Source organism: Proteus sp. G2675, assembly GCF_963886535.1.
Taxonomy (GTDB): domain Bacteria; phylum Pseudomonadota; class Gammaproteobacteria; order Enterobacterales; family Enterobacteriaceae; genus Proteus; species Proteus mirabilis.
The window spans coordinates 130,983-150,392 of sequence record NZ_CAWPCB010000014.1; the positions used below are offsets into that span (position 1 = coordinate 130,983).

6 protein-coding genes are annotated in these 19,410 nt (G+C 30.3%); 5 read left to right on the forward strand and 1 reads right to left on the reverse strand.

The genetic code is table 11. The features are described from left to right. Window positions 1-39: 39 nt before the first annotated feature. Window positions 40-825: a peroxide stress protein YaaA gene (gene yaaA / locus AACQ49_RS04065; protein ID WP_161778896.1), complete on the reverse strand. Its 786-nt coding sequence runs from the start codon at window positions 823-825 to the stop codon at window positions 40-42. 302 nt (window positions 826-1,127) lie between these two features. Here yaaA and tal point away from each other — a divergent pair, with 302 nt between their 5' ends. The 5 genes from tal (at window position 1,128) to dnaK (ending at window position 19,362) form a co-directional block, all read left to right on the forward strand. After that, window positions 1,128-2,081 (forward strand): transaldolase, encoded by a 954-nt coding sequence (gene tal, locus AACQ49_RS04070; RefSeq protein ID WP_004245217.1) that lies wholly within the window; start codon window positions 1,128-1,130, stop codon window positions 2,079-2,081. A gap of 439 nt (window positions 2,082-2,520) precedes the next feature. Beyond that, window positions 2,521-14,835, forward strand: a complete 12,315-nt coding sequence (locus tag AACQ49_RS04075) for an anthrax toxin-like adenylyl cyclase domain-containing protein (protein ID WP_161778897.1) — start codon at window positions 2,521-2,523, stop codon at window positions 14,833-14,835. Between the two features lie 345 nt (window positions 14,836-15,180). Further along, window positions 15,181-16,164, forward strand: coding sequence for an SEL1-like repeat protein (locus AACQ49_RS04080; protein ID WP_004245216.1), 984 nt, complete (start codon window positions 15,181-15,183; stop codon window positions 16,162-16,164). Window positions 16,165-16,324: 160 nt separating this feature from the next. After that, the gene (gene mog, locus AACQ49_RS04085) at window positions 16,325-16,912 is read left to right on the forward strand and encodes a molybdopterin adenylyltransferase (RefSeq protein WP_004245215.1); all 588 of its coding nucleotides are present in this window, start codon (window positions 16,325-16,327) and stop codon (window positions 16,910-16,912) included. A gap of 524 nt (window positions 16,913-17,436) precedes the next feature. After that, the gene (gene dnaK / locus AACQ49_RS04090) at window positions 17,437-19,362 is read left to right on the forward strand and encodes a molecular chaperone DnaK (RefSeq protein WP_004248962.1); all 1,926 of its coding nucleotides are present in this window, start codon (window positions 17,437-17,439) and stop codon (window positions 19,360-19,362) included. The last annotated feature ends 48 nt before the right edge of the window (window positions 19,363-19,410 follow it).

Here is a 19,410-nt window from a genome sequence, read left to right on the forward strand (position 1 = left end):
TTTTATGAATTACTATCATTTGATAGCAAAAAATGAGGCTTATTTTGCTAGATGTTCTGCACGTTTAAAGACAAGGGTATTGCCTTCAGACTCGGCGGCATTAAATTGATAACCCTCTAGATTAAATTCTTTAAGTTGTGCCTTATCACTTAATCTTTCTTGAATAATAAAACGGCTCATTAAACCTCTTGCTTTTTTAGCATAAAAACTAATCACTTTATATTTGCCATTTTTCTCATCAAGAAAAACAGGTTTAATAATTTCCGCATTGAGTTTTTTTGGGTTGACTGATTTAAAATATTCATCAGAGGCTAAATTAACCAAGATATTATCCCCTTGAGCTTCAAGGGCGTTATTTAACGTTTCAGTAATTATGTTACCCCAAAACTGGTATAGATCACTGCCTTTTTTATTGTTCAGTTTTATGCCCATCTCTAAGCGGTAAGGTTGCATTAAATCGAGTGGGCGCAATACGCCATATAAACCGGAAAGGATACGTAAATGCTGTTGTGCAAATTGAAAGTCGTCATCTGTGAAAAGTTCAGCGGCTTGCATTCCGGTATAAACATTACCTTTGAACGCTAAAATGGCTTGTCGCGCATTATCGGGTGTAAAGTCAGGTTGCCATTCACCAAAGCGAGCCGCATTTAGTCCTGCCAATTTATCACTGATTTTCATTAAGCTTGCGATATCACTGGACGACAGTTTTCGACATTCTGTAATAAGTTGTTGGGAATATTTTAGCAATTCAGGCTGGGTGAACTGCGTTGTTGCTAAAGGCGATTCGAAATCCAGTGTTTTAGCTGGTGAAATAGTAATTAGCATAATTCCCTCAATAGTTATTTTGATTTAGTTCTACTATAGCAAATTGTTTGGTAGATAAGTTAAATCATAATAATAGGAAAAAACAATACTTTCACCAATGTGCCATAAAATAGACATATTAAACGATTCAGCCTGAGTTGTTATTCTGTTTTTTGCTACTTTTGTTTTGCGAAATCGTTTGGCATTCAAATAATTGCTTTCGATGAATCTAAGCATCTTGTAGTGTGAGCAGTCCATGTTATTATCAATAGATATCCGCAGGTGACTGCAAACAGATTTACCTAGTAGATGAGATAAACAAAATGACCAACAAATTAACTTCTTTGCGTAAACTGACTACAGTTGTAGCTGATACAGGTGACATTGCAGCAATGAAACTGTATCAACCTCAAGACGCAACTACCAACCCTTCTTTAATTTTAAATGCAGCCCAAATTCCTGAATATCGTAAATTAATCGATGAAGCGATTGAATGGGCGCGTTCACAAAGCGATTCTCGCGAGCAACAAATCGTTGATGCGTGTGATAAACTTGCTGTCAATATTGGTTTAGAAATCTTAAAACTGATCCCAGGTCGTATTTCAACAGAAGTAGACGCACGTCTTTCTTATGATACCCAAGCCTGTATCGTCAAAGCGCGTCGTTTAATTAAACTGTATAACGAAGCGGGTATTAGTAACGATCGTATCCTGATTAAACTTGCTTCTACATGGCAGGGTATTCGTGCAGCTGAGCAATTAGAAAAAGAAGGTATCAACTGTAACCTAACTTTACTGTTCTCTTTTGCTCAAGCTCGTGCATGTGCAGAAGCTGGTGTATACCTGATCTCTCCATTCGTTGGCCGTATTATGGATTGGTATAAAGCCAATACAGATAAAAAAGAGTTTGCACCAGCAGAAGATCCAGGTGTTATTTCTGTAACTGAAATTTATAACTACTATAAAGAGCATGGTTATAACACCGTCGTTATGGGAGCTAGCTTCCGTAATATTGGTGAAATTTTAGAATTAGCAGGTTGTGATCGCCTAACTATTTCTCCTGCGTTATTAAAAGAGTTATCAGAAGCACAAGGTGAAGTAGAGCATAAACTATCCTTTAATGGTGAAGTTAAATCACGTCCTGCGCCAATCACTGAAGCTGAATTTTATTGGCAACATAATGCTGATCCAATGGCCGTTGATAAATTATCTGATGGCATTCGTAAGTTTGCAGTTGATCAGGAAAAATTAGAAAAAATGATTGCAGATTTATTATAATCTAATCTCTTATTCTCATAAATTAAGTTAATACCAATTGTAACTTGAATGAGATAATTAGGTTACAATTCCTCAAAACCCCATGTAATGCACATGGGGTTTTTCTTTAGCGATACTATAAACGCGACTTAATATATTATCATCGATAGAGTTCTTATAATAATTCATTCTGTGGATATGATTATTCATTTTATATCTGGAAAATAAAAATATTTATATTATATATAAATATAGTTTTAATATATTCTTAAATGTATTGTTATCAATAATATTATACCTGTTTTATTCATTAATCCTGTAAACATGATATGCAATATAAATAGTATATTGTTCAAAGAGTTAATTTATGAAAGTGATAATTAATATATTGTATAAAATATTATTTTATAGCTAATCAATATTAAATAATCAATATTTTTTGGAAATAAAAGGAGTTTATATGAATAATCATGTAATAACAATATTAGATAAAATTTTTGATCCTCTTGCTAAAAGAATAAAAGAATATATCAAAAATAACATAACAGATAAAACTATAGATTATAATGAAATAAAAAACTTACTTTTAGAAAAATATTTAATTCTCAGTATTTATAAAAATGAAGATATTGCACAAGATTATTTATCAGAAATAGCAGAAGGATTTGCTATTTATGATAGAAATAAAGAAACAAAAAATATGCAATCTATCAAAAAAAAGTTAGATGAGAATATACAATTATTTATTAACGAGATAGAGGCAAAAAAAGCAAAGAAAGCAAAGAATAAAATTACTACCAATAAAAGATCGTTAGAGTCATTATTCACGAATAATGAATATTGTATTTATGATCTTAATTTTTCTGGAAAGAGATTTTTTATTTATATTAATAATGAAAAAAATAAATATGAAATTATTAGTAACAATAAGAAAAAGCGTTCATTTAATAATAGAAAGCTTTTATTAGATTATTTATTTAACAATATAACTCATATAGATGAAAAAATTCAAGTTCAGTTAACTTCTTATAAGAAAAAAGAATTCACAAAATTAGCGAACAATATAGAGAAATGGGGAATAAATGAACGTTTTTTAAGTAAACAGATTATTAATAGTATAAAGATTAAAGAAGTTGTAAAAGTTAATGAAGATTTCTCCATTAAATTAGTAGAGTTATATAACTACAAAAAGATTTTTTTAGTAAAAAATAATAAAGATAATAGTGAAGTGATTGTTCATATCTATACAGATAATATTGAAAATGCAATTTCTTTGCTAACTGAAAACTATTCTAAAATTAAAAACAAACCTGAAAGTTTAATTTATCAGAAAAATAATAAATGGATGGTTGAAAAAATAAATGGCGAGAGAGTCGTATTTTCACCCGGTAAAGATTTAGTTTTACCCTTAAGAAATATGTTAGAACGACTAGATATAGCTATGAGTAGTTATACAGGGCAGTTGTTAGATATTGTGATGGAAGGATTAAATTTAAGATATTTAATAGAAGTTAGAAACAGTGGTATTGAAGGTGCAGAAAATTATCTAAAATGGTTAAGAAATTTTGCCGATCTATATAAAACTAAACCTAGTGATCAGAATGATGGAGGATTCAAGGAAAAAATACAAAAAGCTATTTATGAATACAAGTTGATGCAATTAACAGAAGAAACTAAAAATATCATTTATTTTCAGGCTTATCAACAAGAAAGAATTAATGGAATAATACATCACTATAATAGTTTTGATGGTCAAATTCCATATACCAAGGTATTAAAAGGTCTTGGATTAGAACCAGTTAATAAAGAAAATAAATTCTTAAATGAAGAGTTACTTTTTAAAAAAATAGATGGATTACTTACAGGAAAGGATAGCAGATATATATTTGTCGGGTATGAACGACATCAAATAGCGATCACTTATAAAAAATATTCGGAAGGAAAATATAAAATTTCTTTCTTTGATCCGCAATTTGGTACATTTGAATTTGATAACATCGAAGACTTAAAAAACATTATTAGAGAAAAACAAAAAACTTATGGGCTTACTAAAATAGAAAATGAATCATTGTTTTATTTTGATGAGTTTATTGAAGTTAAAAGTGAAAATTATAAACCTTTATTTAGTAATGATAAGTTATCAGAAAATAGAAAAACCTTTATAAATAAAGGTATTGCAGAAAATCTAAAAACAGTTGATTTTTCATTAGAACTTGCGAAAAATGTTACAGCTAGGGTAATACATTATGATGAAAGAGGTATTTTAATTGTACAAATAAAATATAATGATAAATTAATAGATATAAGTATTGTTGAAAGTGATGTAGAAGATGCACTTTATTTACTAAAAGATAATATAAATAAAATAATTGAATTTGAAGATGCCAGTAAAATAATCTTAAAAAAAACAAATAAAAATGTCGCCATTACACCAATAGAATTTAACACAGTATGGGGCGGGGATAGCCTTGCCAGATATATTAAATTTAATCATAATGAATACATTAGTATTATTAGTAAAGATCTCCACCGTTATAAGGGAGAGATTAAAAATAATATAACAAAAATAACAAAAATAATCAAAAAATTAAATTCTAATATTTACTTTGAAAAGCTAAAATCCAGTTTTGATTTGATTAATAATATTTCATATTTTATTAATAAATATGAAGAATTACCTATAAGTAATAAATTGCTAGAAATAAAAAAAAATATAGAAGACCTTCTTTTTTATGGTAAATTAGAGTGGGAAAAAAATAAAATTCTTACTCTGGCAAAAAAAAATAGTACTATCGCAACTAAGCTTTATCAAGTTATGGTAAAGGGAATAAATGATGGTAATTTTCAACAGAGTAAATTTATTTATGATAAAATTATTAATCATAAATTCTTAAGTGATGATATAAAAAGGCCTCAAGGGATAGTAAGTTATGACTATACAATAGTACTTGATCACAATAAAAAAAATATATTAGAAATAATAAAAAAAATAGATAATAATCAACTTAAGAATATGATTTATTATGATGGTAATAATCAAATCCATTTGAGATTAACATATGATGAATTAATGACATTTAACAATAACCAAGGTGTTAAAGAACTATTATCAATTATAGATAAAAAAATTGATAAATATAAAAAGAATAGTAATAAAACAAGACAAGAAATTTTTACTGAAGTATTCATTAATAATGAATATGTGAATAGAGTATTACAATTAGAAATTAATGAATTAAATAATTTTTTTCTTACTACAGAAAATCAATTAATTCAGCAAGATAGCAGTCAATATTCTCATCTTGATCCTATTGTTTCAGAGGGGGATATAAAAGAATTAGCTATTAAGAATATTAAAAAGGCAGGCATAGGTTTTATTTTATTTGAAAATAACGAAAATAGTGTCGATTATATAATAAATAACCCATCAAAACTAGCAAGCAATTTTAAAAAGATTATCACAGATTTAATACCGCGTATCTATCAGGAGGATTTAAATAATTATCTTAATGGAGTAAAAAATAATACTCGAATTATTAATTTATTAGAAAGTAATGAAAAATTAGCTAAACTAATTAAAATATGTAGAAAATATAATATTTCACTTATAGCTACGGGGGAGAATGACACTAATGGACTTCATAATGAATTTATTAAAAAAAATATTAGTATCAAAAAATTTTTTGATTTAGCTATAGATAATACAATTGAAAATGAAACAGTTTTAATTGTTGCTAATAAAGATAAGCTTTATAATTTTAAAGAAGGGATTATATATGTAGAAGGGCTTTCCAGTAGATTAAACACACCTATTTTTAATGTAGAAAATAATCAAATTAGAAGAACCCAAAATGATACTATTTATATTCCTTCATCAATAAATAACGAAAATACAATATGGAGGGAACATGATGGTTTAGCTGGAGAGTATGTCGCTTATGAACCTATTATAGGTGAAATAAAAGATAGTGATAAAATAAAAAAATATTTAGATAATATTTTTTACGCTAATAAAATATATGAAAACTTATCAATCTTATATCCTTTGCTGAGATATGAAAAAAGTTTTTTATTAGGATATCAAGATGATATAAAAGCAGTTATTCCTGATTATTATCATGAAATGACGATAGAAGAAATATTAGATTTTATCATATTGAATAAATATACTCTGAGTAAAAGACAATTAGGTGCTATTGTCAAAGAAGTAGACTTAAGAGTGGAAAGATCAGGAGCAAAAAATAAACAATATAAAAATTTCACTCTATTATTTGATAAAGTTAATAATAATGATGGTATAGATAATAAAGCAAAGTTATTATTATTTCCCCAGAAACAACTTCTGCTTAATTCAGAAAATAGTGCAGAAGGGGGAAATGAAGCACTGACAATGCTAATGTTAGTTGCAAAATATTTAGAACATATGGGGGATGTTGGAAGAAGTCGCAATTTTATTAGTAATTTAATGGCAGCATTATCAATAATAAATAATAAAAATTATGATGAATATAATTTAAGACAATTAAGTCAGGAACTTGTGTCGTGTTTTAATGAATTAAGTAAAAATCATCATGAAATTTCTAACACTGTAGGAAGCGTAAATAGTGATAAACGTTCATTAGATTATGTTATTAATAAGCTTACTAATAAAAAGCTTAATTCAGGTAGTTGTTATCTGCAATTATATACATCAGATCACGTTATTACCGTTTGGGCTAATTTAGATAAAAATAATGATAATTTTGGTCTTTACGATCCTAATTTTGGTATGGTTGAGTTTTCATCTAAAAGAAAATTCATATCTTATCTTAATAGATTTTTTAAATCTAATGAAATCAATGCTGGACTGCTATATGGTTTAGAAAAAAATAGTAAAAATAATTTTATTTTCAAAAAAATTATTGACATTAATGCTACAAAACTTGCTGAAATAAAAATAAATAATAAAACTTTAGATAGTATAGTTGGTAGTAATATTATTAATTATCAAGGAATAGCAATAAACCAACAAGAAAATGAAAAAATTAGTCATAATATCAAATATAAAGAATTATTTATTAGAAATAAAATAAGAGAAGGTGACTTATTAGCTATTAATGCAGCAGGAGTAAAAGGTTACTATTCCTTTTCTGATAAAAAACGAAGTACAATGAGAAAAGTTGTTCTACTTTTATCCGATATTGATAATTTAGAGACTCATTATTTAAACTTTGCTCAAGAATATCATAATGCAGGCTATGATTTTTTTATTATTGATGCTTCAACAGATATTGATGCAGGTGAAAAAGCATATGATTATTTAATTAAAAATTATAATGTTGATTTAGATTCAATATTGCTACATGGACATAATAAAAGTGGTGACAAAGTTTTTGATTTATGTCATTTACTAGGTAAAAGAGGTTATTTCCCTGAAGGGATCGTCTTAAGTTCATCTAATAATGATTTAATCTCAGTTGTAAACAAAGTAAAGCAGTTAAAATATAAAACTGGTATTTATATTGCCCATGATCATCAAATTACAGATGAAAATAATTTTTTAATCGATAGGATCTTAAGATCATTTGGCCATGAAGTTAAAAAATTTAGTTTCAGTCATCGTGAAGAATATAATAATTTTTACAATTGCAAATATCATCAACCAGATCCAGTTAGAAAATTTTCTATTTATCAATCAAGAAACTTGACGTTAGCGCCTATTGGGCAGGAGCCTATTCCTACTATTGGTATGCCTGAAAATGATCAGAAAGCATTTAGGCAGGCAGCGGATAGTGAAAATGTGATTATTGGCGTTAGACCTATAGATGCGCGATCAACGACATTAATTCAATCTAGAGAATACAGCAGTAAAGGGCTTTTAATTAAAGGGAAAAGTTCTGATTGGGGGCCTATGGCAGGGTTTATTCCTGTTGATCAATCTCTTGCTAAGTTATCAGCTAGAAACAATGTGGCTAAATATAATTTAGCGAATCAGGAAGCCCTCGATAAAGGGTATGCTATCTCAGTGCCACTCACACTTTCACCAGAGCGTGTTAAAGAACTGCAGCAAAATAATATTTTAAATTATTCTGATCTCTTAACAGATATTATTCAGGTGACATGTCGTGTTGATAATAAAGAATATTATTTCTATTTATCTAAAGTTGATCAAGACGGAAAAGTCGCCTATACAGTTAATTCTTACGATAATGGAAAATTAATCCCTGTTAATGTACTGGCTGATCCAATATCGAAAAAACCTATGATTGCAGATTATGATTTATTTACTGTTATGTATTCTTATAATGATTTAAGTGAGAAATCAACAGTAAGAAAAGCTATTCCATGGGAAGAATGGAGAAGTAGTGTTAATTATGATGAGTTATCACCTACTTACCAAGAATATTATAATAATAAAGATCTCTATGATCGCTATGAAGGTGAACAATTAGGTATAATTAGCCAACATGTTAAGAATATAAAAAATAAACTCAATAGATTATTACAGAGAGAAAAAGGAAAAGAGATGATCCATCATGGTGCTGATGATGCAAATCCTTTTTCAGTTATAACAGATAATTTTCCTGCGACTTTTTTTGTACCAAATGAGTTATTAGATAAAAAATTAAATGCAGATAACAATACATTAAGAGATTTTTTTGTTGTTACTGAGAACAATGTTATTATCATACGTGATGCAAAAGAATTTTCAGATTTTCAGCAATTAGTAATAAATAATGGATTTATATCACCTTTAAATGAAAAGTGGAATGAGGTAATCGAAGGAAATTATTTTTCAAGAAGAAGAAAGTCCTCTGAAAATTATCTAAATAATAGAGAGCTATTGGAAAAAATATTTTCAGCTAAAAACAAGTATAAATCACCATTAAATAAAATTAATAATGAATATTCAGATTATGAATTAAAACTAATAAGAAGTAATAAATTAGAAAATATTATAAATACAAGCTCACAACAAGCCGATAAAGAAATCGAGCTATTAAAATCGTCTTACAATCACATTAAGGCGGATAAGAAAGATATAGATAGTAATGGTGTTTATAACAAATTACCACTAAACTTAAAAAAACGAATTAATCAGTATAAAAGAGATTTATATTGGTTTAAGCGAGGGGGATATAATATTTTTAATTTTATTATGTCTACTCCAGAAAATTATTTAAACCGTTCTGATTCTATTCGGTTAAATAATATATTTAATATCATATTAGATTTGCCTGAAATAAAAGAACCAATTTATAAATCTATTTATGTTGATGATTTATCCACTTATACAAAAAATATTGATACCGGAGCAGTGATTGCCAATAATAGTGTTCTTAGAGGCAGTGTAAATGCTCAAAAGATAAAAAAAAATGACAATAATGTTTTTATATCTATCTTAGGAGAACACAATGCTAGAACGATGATGGGTATTAGTAATGGATTTACTGATCAGGTGATGATTGCTCCGGGTAAGCATTTTCGTGTTGTATCGCAAAGAAAAGAAAATAATAAATATTATGTTGTATTAGAAGCAACGGATATATTAATCCCAAGTGAGCCTATTTTTGATCTTTATGATGCAAGTTTAAAAGGCGTTGCTATCGATACTCATCGAAGCACCGTTACTGAAGCTTTAGAAGCTGTAATATCTGATAAACGATTACTTGATACAATTAATAAAATTAATACTGAATATATTGATACTACCATTGAAAATAATTTTATTGATAAAATCATAAATAAAAAGCTAACCCCAGAATATGCAGGTTATCGCTATTCTCAGGAATTATCAGAGATATTTGGAACTGAGAAAAATTATGTGGATATATTAAAACAAATTATTAATGATCCACTTTTAAATAAAAAATATAATCAATATATAAATAAAAAAATAAGCAGAGATGAATGGTTGGCTAGCTTTAATAGTGATTATTATTTAAATGATTTATTAAAAGAAAAGTTTATTAATGTTAAATTATTGGTTGATGCAACTTATGATCAACCTAGTTGTATTGATACATTATCTGATGCCTCTAAATCACTATTAATGGAGTTTTTTGCTGCTGATTTTGATACATTACGTGGTAAATTATTAAAATTAGTTTCTAATCAAGAAAGCTATACTCATTTTATTAGTGATATTGAAAAAACTCAGTTTTACTTAACACAAAAACATAATTTTAAAGATAATTCTATCCATGATGTTTTTTATGCTGTTAAGCAAATAGAGACAAATAGACAAAACATTAGCCATGCTATTTTCTTATTGAAGAAAAAATTACTTCAATCTTCTCAGAATAAAAATCAATATGATACGTTTATTTTAAGACTACCTTTTGATAATAACAGTGAGACCTCTTCTTTATTAACATTGCTATATGCTAGTTTAAATGGAAAAGTTAATTATGATACTTTAATGACACATATTAATCTATTAGAAAAGTTATATATAAAATTAGCGTATAATGAATTAACGCCACAGCAATTAGAGTACTTGTCTATTTTTAATGCATTACTGACCGATGTTTCACAAAAAGAAGTAATGAATAATAATATGTTTAAAATAGCAGATGGCATTCTTAATAATAAAATAAGCCAATTATCTATAGGTAATTATCTGTTAGAGATAAATACTAAAAAAATTAATTTAAATATATCGACTACAGAAGATGGTCGCTTTATTTATCGTGTTTTTCTTTCTGACGTCGGTGTAATTCATATAATAGGTAGTGATAGGGAACAAATGACCGTAGAGTTATTTAGTTTCTTAAATGAAATAAATAATGTTAAGAATAATATTGCAGTGGATTATTCAAATGAAACCTCTGTTTCTGGAGTTATTTATCATGTTAATGAAGAAGGAATTATCTCCTCTGAACTATTTGATAAATTTAATATACTTAAAAATAAAATTTCTAGTGATATAATTCAACAGAATATCATTAAAATTGCTGGCATTGAGATTGATAAAGCTATTTTATTTGATCTGGGATGTCGCGTTGATGGGAAGTCTATCATCAGTATTAATCTACAGGATATTCCAAATTGGCAAAATAAGTTAAAGTTTGATGCAGAAAAATTAAATGACTTTTTTTTATCCGCCTCTGGCTCTGAAATAGATCATAAAATAGTTTCTTTATTAAAAAAATTTCTAAAGAATAAAGAAAAAAATATTAAAAATATCCTTTCAGTAGATACGTCGAGAACTGATTATATTGTAGCTAAAGAACGGTTAATGAAAATTATTGAGTTAAATAATAGCAATATTGATTCTAATTATTGGCATGAACTACGAAATCCTTCTCTGAAAATACCTCGCCATATGAGGATCATATCAAAAATTGGTTATGTAAATATTGGTTTTGGAGTTTGGCAAACTATAGTTTCAACTTTAAATATGATTGAATCACTTGAAAATGGAAATTTAAAACCACATGAACGCAAAGAGATAGTAAGAAATTTAGCAATAATGTGGTCTGAAATGGCATATAATGGAATTTCTGAAATCATTGAAATTGCTGTTGCGAAAGGGATGTTAAAACATCGTTCTAATAAGTTAGAATATGCAGGGAAAATAAGTACTCGTATAGGCATTGCTTTAAATATCCTTTCAGTAGGTTTTGATATTTATAATGCCTATGATAATTTTAGTCGTATATCTTCTGAAACTGATACTAGAAAAAAAATCGACTATATTGTTAATGGTACTTTTGCTGTTGTTTCAGCATTAGTCACTATTGGGGTTTCAATTGCTATTTTAGCGGGATGTGCAAGCGCAGGCCCTATCGGAATTGTGATTGGTGCAGCTATTACCGCTTTTTTAGCTATCTATAATGCAGTAAGGGTAATTGAAGACGTTAAAAAAAGAATTAATTTTACTGTTAGTGAAGAGATAGAAAATGGGCTATCTGTTCTTTTTACTGGGGATTTAACTTCATCTAAGAAAAATGAAATAACATTACTTGATACCAAAAACTATTTTCGTACTAGAGTCGATGAGAATAGTAAGGCATTTTATAAAAAGCTTATTGAATCTAATCCTCAAAGTTATTATTTTTATACAAATGAAGAATATGAGTTTGTTGAGAAGAGATATTTCTCACTTTCTAATATACCCAAAGAGATTGAGTCTGGTTATGTTATTATAAATAATAAGCCAATAGTATTGACTATTGGTGAACTATATACTGAAACTGAAGCTGCTCAAATGAAATCTTTTTCAAATTCATTTGGGTTTTACTCAACAAGCCTTAGATATTATGAGCCTAAAAAAAATATAGGCACTGATGAAGTACTTATTTATGATATTGATTTCTATGTCAATGAATTATATAAATATAATGTTGAATTAGAATCTAATGAATATTTAAACTTAACAAGGAATACAAGAGAAAATATTAATTATAATAGAAGAAGTGCTGATTTGGGAACACATAATGTTAATGAGGTTTGTGCTGTATATGATTATTTAGGAAAGGATGATGAGTTTTTCTATTTTAATACGAATAATGGGAATGATATTATTTCAGCCCCAGCATATGCTCATAACGTATTTGATATTTATAATGGTATAAAAAGATTAAGTGGTGGTAACAATAATGATATTTTTAATCTTTATGTTACTGAATCACCTAATCATGCTAGTCGCTTTTATGGGCGAGGCGGCATAGATACTTTACGTATCGCTGATAATTCACCATTATACTCAGGTTATAATATTAATTTAAAAGATAATTATGTTAAATTTGTAAGATCTAAAAATCAGTTTAATAGTATTGGATTTGAACCTTCAACATTCTATTTCTTTGATAAAGAAACAGGAATAACCTCACCATTTATAATAAATGATTCAATGCCAAACATTTCCCCTAGAACTGATGAAGTTATTGCTTATTTAGATAGCTTTGAAAATATTGTTTGTAGTGGAAATAGTGATGATATATTGATGGGAAGTGATAATGATAATTATATTGATGCAGCTTATGGTAAAGATTATGTCTTAGGATTAAAAGGGAATGATACGATTAAGCTATCTGAAGGTTTCGCTAATGGTGGTGAGGGGCATGATACTTATATTATTTCACGACTAAATGCTTTTTATAAAGGGAAAGCAGAAGTATCTATTATCATCAATGAAGTAACTGGAGATGAAAAGCTAGAAAATAATCAAAATACTTCTGAGCAAAATATTGTTAAACTAGAACATAACTTAAAAGATATAAAATCAATAAAACGTATTGGTTCAGATATTGTTTTTTTATTAGATAATGGCTTTATTATCAATGAAGATAAGACACAAACGCCGCTTCCTGCAACATCGATACGTTTAAAAAACATATTTAAAAATGAGAACAGTTTTGATGTACTAACTAATTATTGTATTATTACAAATGATGGGTTTATTTTAAATAATAATAGCGATGCTAATTGTAATAGTGATCCGTTATTTAACTTTAGCTATATGGAGAATTATTCAAATCTTGATGATAAATATGAATATATATACATAAATAGCAATAATCATGAGTTTAATCTTCGTTCACGCTCCTGTTCTGTTAAATATAATATACTGCCTGAATTAAAATACAGCGGACTTGCTAATGGTAACTCGATAGAATTATCTATTGAAGGTGATAGTGGCAATAATACTTATTTAGCCATTGATCATAATGCGCGAATAACATTAACCGCAGGTGTTGATGTTTATCAGCTAAAAACGTTTATAGCTCAAAACAGCAATGAGCGTATTGAGATATTTCCTAGTAAAACAGTTGATGATGAAAGTGTTGATAATCTATCTACCTTTATTTTACCGGATGTTAGTGGGTATGATCTTAAGTTTGAAAATGGTGTTATCTCTCATCGCTATAATCCAGCTGCTCATCGCTTTATAGATATAAACATGACTGAAAAAAGTTTAAATAAAATTTTAAATTCAGGTATTCAAATCAGATTTATTGATAAAGATAATAAGATGTTTATTTTGCCAAATAGTGATAGCGCTGAACAGTTGTTAATACCTGTTGTTAAAGAAAAATTATCTATCAGTTATTTTGATGATTATGTTATTATTCCTGAATCCCTTATCTTAAATAAGATAATGATGGAAAATAGTAATGTTTATTTATCTCCGCCATTACAACAACACGCATTCTTATCTAATTTGCTTAAACATCATTCAATTCAAAATATTGAATTATTACCTATTATCGATTTGCTAACAGGTGATGATATGTTGATAAATAAAAATCAAGGTTGCTCTGTAATTGCCGGAGGTAAAGGAAACGATACTCTAATTGTTGAGGGCGGACAGCATATTTTATTTGCCAATGAAGGGGATGATAAGCTCTATGGTGGTAAAGGGAATGATGTTCTTATTTCAGAGAGTGGTAATGATTATCTGGAAGGTGGAGAGGGGGATGATATCTACCTAATTAACAAACATCATGGTGAGATCACGATTAACGATCATGTAGGGAAAAATGTTATTTTTATTACTGGGTTGGATAAAGATGAAGTGATGTTATCTTCCCGTGATAATGATGATGAAGTTCTTCTTTCTCAGGATAAAAGTTTTACTGTGAGAATAAAAAATAAATATAAAGAGGAGCTGCAGAGCACTTATCAGATTGAACAAAGGGAGGAGGTGCTGAGTGATGAAGCATTAGTCTCTATTGTGCATGAAATGGCTCAGTTTAATCAAACTCAGTTGTCTTCTATGCAAGGAACCTTTTTGCCTGAAGCTAAAGAATGGACTTTAATGCCAACCATCACTAAGCATTTAGGTTAAATATCAGATGCTCTAAAGTAAGTTATTATTTTATCTATTAATTATTCAGCTCATGCCTCAGTGGTGTGGGCTGAATTGCGAGTCATTTTCTAGGGGGGCTCTAATCTATCATTTCTTTTATTGTGGTTCAATTTGGTTAAAATGGTTGCGTGTTTCTTCTAATTTAAAATTAAATTTTCTTATTTTGTGACTTTTCATCTCTTTATAGTTAATTGTTGTCTTTTTTTTTAAATTTAAAAAATGTTTTGATTGATTTTAAGATTAAATTGATTGGAATAAATAATTTATCCGGTAATAATTATAGAAATTAATTATTAAAAACATCCTATTTATTATTGGTGAATTATGAAAAAGATGGTTTTGGCAACAGTACTGGCATCGCTCTTTTTTAGTAGTGTTGCTATGTCAGAAGATAAAACAGCCTTCTCTTTACCTGCGATTGAAAAAAGTGCGGAAGAAGGGAATGCCGCTTCTCAGTATCAACTTGGTGTTAAATATGAAGGTGGCGAAGGTGTAGAACAAAATACACAAAAAGCATTGGAGTGGTACACAAAAGCGGCTGAACAAGGTCATGCAGAAGCGCAATTAAATTTAGCGTTAATGTATGATATGAATGATGATATTGAGCGTGATGCTGAAAAAGCGGTTTATTGGTATAACAAAGCGGCTGTTCAGGGACTCTCTTTAGCACAATACAATTTGGCCGTCTCTTTTGATGAAGGGGATGGTGTAGAGCAAGATCATGAAAAAGCAGTGTATTGGTATACAAAAGCCGGTGAGCAAGGTGATAGCGATGCGCAGTATAATTTAGCGATTTCATATGATGAAGGTATTGGTATCGAACAAGATCATGAAAAAGCGGTGACTTGGTACACTAAAGCCGCAGAGCAAGGTCATGCTGATGCACAATACAACTTAGCTGTCTCTTACGATGAAGGCGAAGGGGTCGAGCGTGATGGTAGCAAAGCGGTATTCTGGTATACCAAAGCGGCAAATCAAGGTAATCGAGATGCGCAAAATAACCTTGGTGTGATGTATGACGAAGGTGATGGTGTAGCAAAAGATCAACGTAAAGCGAACGAATGGTATAAAAAAGCTGCGCTACAAGGTAATGGCTTGGCACAAAATAACCTTGCAATAAACTATTATTATGGCAAAGGGGTTAAACGTAACTTGAAAGAAGCCTATGCATGGTTTGCTGTTGCTGTAGAAAATGGTGAAGGTGATGAGGCTATGCTAAAACGAACCGCCCGAGCCCTCAATGCTGCCCAATTAGCAGAAGCTAAACTTTTAGCTGCTTCTTATATTGCTAAATATCTTGATGACTAAGATTAAATCATTAATGTGATAAAAAACGGGAGTATAAAACTCCCGTTTTTTATAGCTAAAATAACATAATAGCTTTTACTGAGATTGTTTTTAATTCACCCGTGTTCTCGTGTTAATATCAGCACGCTAATTGGCAGTTATTGATTAATTTGAGGTTGATATGAATGAATTACGTATAGGACTGGTTTCTGTTTCTGATCGTGCATCCAGTGGTGTTTATGAAGATAAAGGCCTGCCCGCTTTAGAAGCTTGGCTAAAAAAAGCAATCACAACCCCTTTTCATATCGAATCACGTTTGATCCCCGATGAGCAACTGATGATTGAACAAACATTATGTGAACTGGTTGATGAAGCAGGATGTCACTTGGTTTTAACAACGGGAGGCACAGGGCCTGCTCGTCGTGATGTTACGCCTGATGCAACATTGGCGATTGCTGATAGAGAGATGCCAGGCTTCGGTGAGCAAATGCGCCAAATCAGTTTGAAATTTGTTCCTACGGCGATTTTATCTCGTCAAGTGGGAGTTATTCGTAATCAAGCCTTAATTTTAAATTTACCGGGACAGCCTAAAGCGATCGCAGAGACATTAGAGGGATTAAAAGACAGTGAGGGACAGGTGATTGTCAGTGGTATTTTTGCCAGTGTTCCTTATTGTATTCAATTATTGGATGGCCCTTATATCGAAACTAACGAAGAAATTGTGGTTGCCTTTAGACCTAAATCAGCACGCCGTTCTACATCTGCTTAATACATTGCATCGGTTGTTTTTGTTATTAATATTGAATGTGAGTACGTTTTGCCCTAATAAGATTAAATAAGAACAACCTGCTATTTTTACCTATGAGTGATGCTTCTGTTGATGATTTATTGATCATTGAGATAACCCACTTTGTGTAATAATTGATTGAAACTGTTATATTTCAATTAGTTATTTTTTATATTAATGGATTATCGCTGTTGTTTTACATCATCATAATGGGTTAAAGACAATACTTGCTATAACCTATTGATATATAATATTTATTTTTTATATTGTTATTTTACTAGATCTTTTTTTTATCTTTTTACTATTTTTTTTTATTTTTCCCCTTGATGAATGTATTTATGACCCCATCTATTTTTCAACTGCAATTACCACTATTGAGTTGCGTTGATGTTTATCCGCTTTGTGATGATATTGAGTCCATTAATTTTTTGACTTGAAAAATGAATATTCATCCTCATATAGATTGGTAATCAAATTGATAAAGAATTCTCTTTGGAGGCGTTTAAATGGGTAAAATTATTGGTATTGACCTGGGTACAACTAACTCTTGTGTTGCTGTAATGGACGGTAAGAATGCCCGGGTTATTGAAAACGGTGAAGGCGATCGTACCACTCCTTCGATTGTTGCATATGCACAAGATGGTGAAATTCTAGTTGGTCAACCGGCAAAACGTCAGGCTGTGACTAACCCACAAAATACATTATTTGCCATCAAACGTTTAATCGGTCGTCGTTTCGAAGACGCGGAAGTACAACGTGATGTTTCTATCATGCCTTACAAAATTATTAAAGCTGATAATGGTGATGCATGGGTTGAAGCACGTAACGAAAAAATGGCTCCACCACAAGTTTCTGCTGAAGTATTGAAAAAAATGAAAAAAACAGCGGAAGATTACTTAGGTGAACCAGTTACAGAAGCTGTTATTACAGTTCCTGCTTACTTTAATGATGCGCAACGTCAAGCAACTAAAGATGCGGGTCGTATCGCGGGTTTAGATGTTAAACGTATTATTAACGAACCAACAGCTGCGGCATTGGCTTATGGTTTAGATCGTGAAGTGGGTAACCGCACTATCGCTGTTTATGACTTAGGTGGTGGTACATTCGATATCTCTATCATCGAAATTGATGAAGTTGATGGCGAAAAAACCTATGAAGTTCTGTCAACCAATGGTGATACTCACTTAGGTGGTGAAGACTTCGATAGCCGTTTAATTAACTACTTAGTTGATGAGTTTAAGAAAGAACAAGGCATTGACCTGCGTAATGATCCATTGGCAATGCAACGTCTGAAAGAAGCTGCAGAAAAAGCAAAAATTGAATTATCTTCAGCTCAACAAACAGATGTGAACTTACCTTATGTTACTGCTGATGCAACAGGGCCTAAACACTTAAATATCAAAGTGACTCGTGCAAAACTGGAATCTTTAGTTGAAGACTTAGTAAAACGTTCAATGGATCCAGTAAAAGTTGCATTAGAAGATGCGGGCTTGAAAGTCAGTGAAGTAAACGACGTTATTCTGGTTGGTGGTCAAACTCGTATGCCTATGGTACAAAAAACTGTGGCTGAGTTCTTCGGTAAAGAACCACGTAAAGACGTTAACCCAGATGAAGCTGTTGCTATGGGTGCTGCTGTTCAAGGTGGTGTATTAGCTGGTGATGTTAAAGACGTTCTGTTACTTGACGTGACTCCACTGTCTTTAGGTATTGAAACTATGGGTGGCGTGATGACTTCGCTGATTGCGAAGAATACCACTATCCCAACTAAACATAGCCAAGTATTCTCTACTGCTGAAGATAATCAATCAGCTGTAACTATTCACGTATTACAAGGTGAGCGTAAACGTGCGAGTGATAACAAATCATTGGGCCAATTTAACTTAGATGGTATTCAACCTGCACCACGTGGTATGCCACAAATTGAAGTGACTTTTGATATCGATGCTGATGGTATCTTGCATGTATCTGCAAAAGATAAAAACAGTGGTCGTGAACAAAATATCACCATTAAAGCTTCTTCAGGTTTAAATGAAGAAGAAATCCAAAAAATGGTACGTGATGCAGAAGCTAATGCAGAAGCAGACCGTAAATTTGAAGAGTTAGTGCAAACACGTAACCAAGCAGATCAATTAGTTCACGGTACACGTAAACAAATTGAAGAAGCGGGTGACAAATTAGCGGCTAACGATAAAGAAGCTATCGAAAAAGCGTTAAGCGAATTAGAAATTGCTTCTAAAGGTGAAGATAAAGCTGCTATTGAAGCAAAACTGCAAGCGTTAGTTGAAGCTTCAAAACCTCTGTTAGAAATTGCACAACAACAAGCTCAAGCGGGTGCAGGTAATACTGCCGATGCAACTGATGCAGGTGCGAAGAAAGATGACGATGTTGTCGATGCAGAGTTTGAAGAAGTAGACGGCAAAGATAAAAAATAATGCCCTTAACGGGCCGCGGTAACTCAATGATGAACAGTTACTGATACC

What these genes read in the sequence shown, in the direction of transcription:
- mog (WP_004245215.1), top strand. Translation starts at nt 16,325, where the DNA reads ATGAATGAATTACGTATAGGACTGGTTTCTGTTTCTGATCGTGCATCC.
- AACQ49_RS04075 (WP_161778897.1), top strand. Translation starts at nt 2,521, where the DNA reads ATGAATAATCATGTAATAACAATATTAGATAAAATTTTTGATCCTCTT.
- dnaK (WP_004248962.1), top strand. Translation starts at nt 17,437, where the DNA reads ATGGGTAAAATTATTGGTATTGACCTGGGTACAACTAACTCTTGTGTT.
- tal (WP_004245217.1), top strand. Translation starts at nt 1,128, where the DNA reads ATGACCAACAAATTAACTTCTTTGCGTAAACTGACTACAGTTGTAGCT.
- yaaA (WP_161778896.1), bottom strand. Translation starts at nt 825, where the DNA reads ATGCTAATTACTATTTCACCAGCTAAAACACTGGATTTCGAATCGCCT.
- AACQ49_RS04080 (WP_004245216.1), top strand. Translation starts at nt 15,181, where the DNA reads ATGAAAAAGATGGTTTTGGCAACAGTACTGGCATCGCTCTTTTTTAGT.